We start from the raw sequence: 5689 nt of genomic DNA on the forward strand, positions 1-5689 counted from the left end.
AATGCAAGTGTCGCAAAGTGATAGCCACAGGCTATACTTTACACTTGCAAGGGGAAAATTCCCCCTTTGAACCCCCAAACTACCGCCTTACAGACAAAAGAGAAAAACACTCTTTTATCTTCCAGTTGGTTGTATAAAATAAATTTTATCCCTAATTTTATCTTTGGATCTCCTGGATAAAATTAAAAAGTCAAAGGAGCTGATGAAATGATAAAAGGCATAGAAAAATTAAGTCAGGAACAAAAGGATCATATGTATAAAACAAATGAATTTCATACTCAAATCGTAGGCTTGGATTATAAATCAGGAATGGAAATAATTGAAACTTGGCTAGATGAAAACAATACAGTATGCGTAAGATTAAAAAATGGAGAATGGTATCATTACTCTAAAGATGGTACTTGGTGGTAGAAATCTAAAAAAGAGATAAAAACAAGCCCTTCAAATAGCTTTCTAAGAGCTTTTAAAAACTTTAAGATACTATAGGTATGTTGAAAAATAGACATTTAGGAGGTTTTTATATGTCACAAGAGCAGGCAGAATATAGAGTTGAAAAAACTAGTAATAGAAAAAGACAAAAGCAAATAGTAATAAGAGCCACTGACAAAGAATTTGAACAGATAAAAAAGAAAGTAGAAAAATCTAAATTAACACAAAATAAATATTTACTTCAATCAGCCTTAGACAAAGAAATAAATGTAGTAGAGGGAATCAAAGATCTAGTCCTTGAAACTAAAAGAATTGGAATCAATCTCAATCAATTAACTAAATTAGCAAATCAAGGAAAGGTTGATTGTTCTGATGAACTGGAAGATATAAACGGGGAGTTGGTGGAAGTATGGCAATTATTAAGGCAGTTAATTCAAAGTCAAGTATAGGAACAGCTATAAACTATGTAAGCAAGAAAGAAAAAACAGAAGAAAAACTTATATCAGGAATAGATTGTAACCCAATAACAGCCATAGATGAAATGAAAGCAACTAAGGAACTATACGATAAAAAAGATGGTAGGCAGTACTCTCATTTCATTCAATCATTCAATCCTAAAGATACATTAAGCCCTGAAAAAGCCCATAAAATTGGCAAAGAGTTTATAAGGAACAATGATAAATTTAAAGGTCATGAAATACTACTGACAACCCATAAAGACAAGAAGCATATCCATAACCACTTTATAATTAACTCTGTAAATTATGAAACTGGAAGGAAATTTCATACAACAAAATATGAATACCAGGCGATGAAAGATAAGAGCAATGAATTAAGTAAAGATCATGGTCTTACTGTACCTGAAAAAACAAAAGAAAAGGGTAAGATAACAAGCTTCAACCAAAATAAATATAGGGTAATGGAAAGGCACTTCAAGGGAACAGCAAGGTCTTATGTTATAGATACAGCCCTAGCAGTTAAGAAAGCCCAGGGGAAATCTACTTCAAGGGAAGATTTTATAAAAGAAATGAAAGATCAAGGCTACAGCACCAACTGGACTGATACAAGAAAGCATGTAACTTTTATAAATAATGAAACGGGCAAAAGAGTAAGGCTTGCAAACCTAGAAAAAACTTTTAATGATTCTAACTTTACAAAAGGGGGTTTAACTGATGAATTTGAACAAACTCTTGGAAGAAGAGAAAGATCAAGAGGAACTAAAAGCATTGATAGCAGAAACAAGGGAGTTAAACGAGCTTATGAGGAGTTACATCAAGGTACAGATGGACAAGGACTCAATCAACCACCAAGCAGTCTTAAAAGAGATTCAGGCGATAGAAGAGGCAAGCAAAAAGGTACAAGAGCAAATGATTTCGACATTGGAAGAGCAAAAGAACATATCAGAAAATCAGCTAGTGAAAATGCAAGAAGTCTCGGAGAATTATCTAAGCCAGATGCAAGAACAAGAAAGATTGAGCAGGAGAAAGCTAGAGAACTTGAACGAGCAAATCGTAGAGAACTCGAAAGAAGGATTGAACGTAATAAATCAAGGAATAGGGAAAACACTAGATAACTTAGAGAAAGGTACGAATCAAAGCTTAAATGGAATGAATAAAAACATACAAAAACTAGGTAAAAATATTGAGAATACGAGCTTTGATGATAAGTTAAAAACAGCCCTTCCTCTAGCTGTAATAGCTAGTGTCATAACTTTATTAGGCTATGGTTTAATCAACATTATAAATAGTCTTATTTAAATATATTATATATTGGGTATAACTTAAACCAATAAAAGTAAGATTTGGATAGAGAATTTAGCTATGTTTATATACGATTGTACTTTAATTGCAATTAAAAGATTGGAGTGATATTTTGAGAAGTAGAACTAAAATTATCTTGGGACTTATATTTATAGTTTTAATTATACTATTTTTAACGGTACCTTCAGATACTGATTATTATAAATGGCTTGAAAATGAACAGAGTATTAAAAAAAGTAATAAACCGTACTATTACACCCAGGGAAAATTTGAATTATTTGATAGAAGTACAACCAAAAGACTATTTGGAGTATTTTCTATAAGGGAGAAAAAATTCGAGTATATAAACAACGGAGAAATATCAGATAATAGCTTTAAAATAAGAACTTTAGAGATTGGAAATAACTTTTTTCTGATGGAGAAAGAAAATATTCTGTGGAGGATTTTAAGGTAGTAAAGTTACCATCTCTGTATACTTGCTTTTTGATCTTAAATGTTTATTTGACTTTTAACAAAGAGTATACTATTTTGGTTAATATAAGTGAGGCTATACAAAATAAAGGAGGATTTACTTAATGATAAAAAGAGTTATTTCATCGTGTGTATTAATCGTATTGATATTAATTATTCCTAATAGTTATGTGTCATCAAGTGAATTACAGAAAGAAACAATAGTTAATGAAAGAAAAATAAGCAACAACCTATCTGTTGAAGTCTTAGATGATGGTAGGATATCTCCTATAGAAAAATCAATTGAACTAAGTGAAGATGATCTTAACTTAGTTTTGGAAGAAATAGGATATGATCAAAAATCTATACAATCATGGAGCCTAGAACAAAAACAATTATTAGCAAGTAAAGGTGGTAAGGTTGTAGACTCCGAGTTAGTTTCTTTAAAACGTGAATATATATCCAAAGATGGAGAAACGCACAAAATTACTCCAAATAATATAAGTGAAGTTAGAGATCTCCAATTAGAAGATTTAAAAAAAATTGGAGTAGAGGGGGTGGAGACTGAACAATATAATGTCTTAGAAGAAGGTAAAGAGACATCTTCTACATATAGTAATCTATATGCGAATAATGGATATAAAGAAGATGGTATTTGGAGCTCTCTTATTTCAGTAGTATATCTTGGAGAAACTAGTACACAATACAAATATGAGCTAGTTGTAGATTATCATTGGAAAAAACATCCAAGAGCTGCAAATAGAGATAGTGTAGGCTTATATTGGGGAGATATTGCTCAACCTGTAGCTAATACACATGCTGGAGTCCATGCTGCATTATACGATGGAACATGGTTGAATAGTAGTCATGATATAGATCTTTCTAGTACTCAAGGTATAACATCTAGTTTTTATCTTTATTCACCAAATTTAGCAACAACCCCAATTAAACAAACCGGAATGTTACTTCAAGACATTATGGTTAGTAAAAGATATTCAAATCACCAGCTTGCTATCTCAGGAAAATACATTCATCCGTGGACTGTGGCTAATTTATCCTTGTCTGTAGGCTTTAATGGATTTTCCATTAGTGGAACTACAGAACTGGCAGATGTATGGTCTTGGCAAGTTAATTTTAGACCCAATTAATAATATTTAGATAAAGGTAGAATAAAATATAAATTAAATTTGAAATAGAGGTATTTTAAATTTAATGTCTCGCTTATATATATATGATTTAGCTAGTATCATCAAAAACCCACCTAGGCTGTTCAACAGCCTAGGTGGGTTTTTGATGATACTTTGTAGGTTTTTTTAGTCTTGCTATGTTCCAATGATTTAAAATCGATTCTAAACACTACTTATCTTTTAATATAATAATCTACACTTATCTGACCTATAGCTGAAGCATAATCATTTTCTAAAGCTTTTAAAAGGTAGGCATACTTATTTCTAGCTTTATCTTTTATGTGAAGATAGTTAAGCCTTATATATTCAAACAAATCTACATCTTCGTTACCAGCCATTTCAACAGCTTTTTCATATAAAGCCATAACTTGAGTTGGACTGAAATTCTCATTTTTTAATCCCATTTTAAGCTTCATATTTTTAATATCATAAAAATCATTTAAGAAATCAATATACATTTTTTCATCCTGGTTTTTTGGTTCTATCTTAAATAAAAGTCCTGTTATTTTTCTACCTTTTTTAATTTCTTTGTAAGATATATTTATATCTGTGTTTTTATTTAAATCTTCTTTTACTGGTTCTAATACAAACCTTCTAAAATCATATATTCTTTCATATTGGTTTTCTAAGAATAATATTCGTTTAAATTCTTTTAACTCAAATTCTCTCTTTCCTATGATTTCATATTGTTTTAAAAGTTCATAAATCCTTATACTATATTTGTTTTTTAAATATAAAATGTTTTTTAATTCATATCTAGTAAAACTTTCTTTTAATTGTAGTAGGTAGGGTATTAAGTTTTCACTGAATTCTAATTCTATTTCACCTGTATTTTTTATATACTTTATAGATGAGACCCAGTTAGCAACTAAGTCGCTTTCTTCTGTTTCAATGCTAACTTGTTTTTTCATTAATCCTGTTACTATCTTTTTGATTTCGACATATCTAGATCCAGTAGTGCCTAATAATTTAATAAACTCTCTTGTTTCTAGTTCTAATATATTAAATTTTTCTTTCTCTCTATTTAGTTTACTAACTGCATAAAGTATAATTTTTTGTTCATTTAAGCTTAAATTGTATCTAGCTTCAATTAGTTTATTAGCCTTCACTACTAATTTATTTTTCATAAAAATCCCCCCTTTTTCATTGATTAGATTCCTTTTAATATACCATTAATGACGAGTTGTGTAAACAATTTCGTTGTTAATTGATAGTTTCTCTCGTTGTTAATGATAGTTTCTCTCGTTGTTAATGATAGTTTCTCTCGTTGTTAAACTTCTATACCCCTTGAAAACAGCTAAGTTTAGGGAGCGTAAAAGTAGTTAAAAGTAGTTAAAGGGTTTTTATTATATCTATCTTTCTTTCTAAGGAAAGTTATCCACAATTTTAAAAAGATAAATTTAAAAGCTGAAAAATTTAAATGCACTATTAAAAAGTTATTTATGAATTACTCTGTTGAAGTCTCAGAATTACTTTTAAGAGCTTTTACTATGTTAAGGGTAGGAATGTATAGCTTGAGTCTATAAAAAGCTTCTAGGGCTAGTTATGAAAGATACAACTGCATTTAGAAGCATAAATAAGACTTTGCATTTATTAAAACAGATTCCTGTATAAAAAATATCTTAAATCAACAAATTCAATAAATAAAATATTAAAGGAATATTTTATTATTTTTATAGCTGATAAGATCATTCAGCAAAAATAAATAAAAATACAAAGACAATTAACTCCATTTTATCTGAAATATAATAAACTAATTTAAATTGACATTTATTAGTCTTTATTATATTATTATTTTAAAGGAGTTAATGCAAGTGTCGCAAAGTGATAGCCTTACGGCTATACTTTACCACTTGCAAAGGG

7 protein-coding genes are annotated in these 5689 nt (G+C 29.5%); 6 read left to right on the forward strand and 1 reads right to left on the reverse strand.

All coding sequences use genetic code 11. The features are described from left to right. Positions 1-207: 207 nt before the first annotated feature. The 6 genes from ACTHW2_RS10240 to ACTHW2_RS10265 all read left to right on the forward strand — a co-directional run bounded on the left by ACTHW2_RS10240 (position 208) and on the right by ACTHW2_RS10265 (position 3787). On the forward strand, positions 208-411 hold the full coding sequence (locus ACTHW2_RS10240; RefSeq protein WP_442263823.1) for a hypothetical protein: 204 nt from the start codon (positions 208-210) through the stop codon (positions 409-411). A gap of 110 nt (positions 412-521) precedes the next feature. Next, positions 522-878, forward strand: a complete 357-nt coding sequence (locus ACTHW2_RS10245) for a plasmid mobilization protein (protein WP_442263824.1) — start codon at positions 522-524, stop codon at positions 876-878. Then, a complete protein-coding gene (locus ACTHW2_RS10250; protein ID WP_442263825.1) occupies positions 839-2002 on the forward strand; it encodes a relaxase/mobilization nuclease domain-containing protein in 1164 nt (387 codons plus the stop codon). Before ACTHW2_RS10245 ends, ACTHW2_RS10250 begins: the two co-directional genes overlap by 40 nt. Continuing rightward, positions 1962-2186 (forward strand): hypothetical protein, encoded by a 225-nt coding sequence (locus tag ACTHW2_RS10255; protein ID WP_442263826.1) that lies wholly within the window; start codon positions 1962-1964, stop codon positions 2184-2186. The genes ACTHW2_RS10250 and ACTHW2_RS10255 overlap by 41 nt, the downstream gene beginning before the upstream one ends. An 88-nt stretch (positions 2187-2274) precedes the next feature. Next, positions 2275-2643 carry a hypothetical protein gene (locus tag ACTHW2_RS10260; RefSeq protein WP_442263827.1) on the forward strand — a complete coding sequence of 123 codons (369 nt, stop codon included), beginning with the start codon at positions 2275-2277 and terminating at the stop codon, positions 2641-2643. 121 nt (positions 2644-2764) lie between these two features. Then, entirely contained in the window at positions 2765-3787 is a 1023-nt protein-coding gene (locus ACTHW2_RS10265; protein WP_442263828.1) for a hypothetical protein, read from the forward strand. Positions 3788-3999: 212 nt separating this feature from the next. Here the strand turns inward: ACTHW2_RS10265 and ACTHW2_RS10270 are convergent, their stop codons facing one another. Next, complete coding sequence (locus ACTHW2_RS10270) at positions 4000-4953, reverse strand: replication initiation protein (RefSeq protein WP_442263829.1); 954 nt, start codon at positions 4951-4953, stop codon at positions 4000-4002. Between the last annotated feature and the right edge of the window lie 736 nt (positions 4954-5689).

Source organism: Tissierella sp. (genome assembly GCF_052089545.1).
Taxonomy (GTDB): Bacteria; Bacillota; Clostridia; order Tissierellales; family Tissierellaceae; genus Tissierella_A.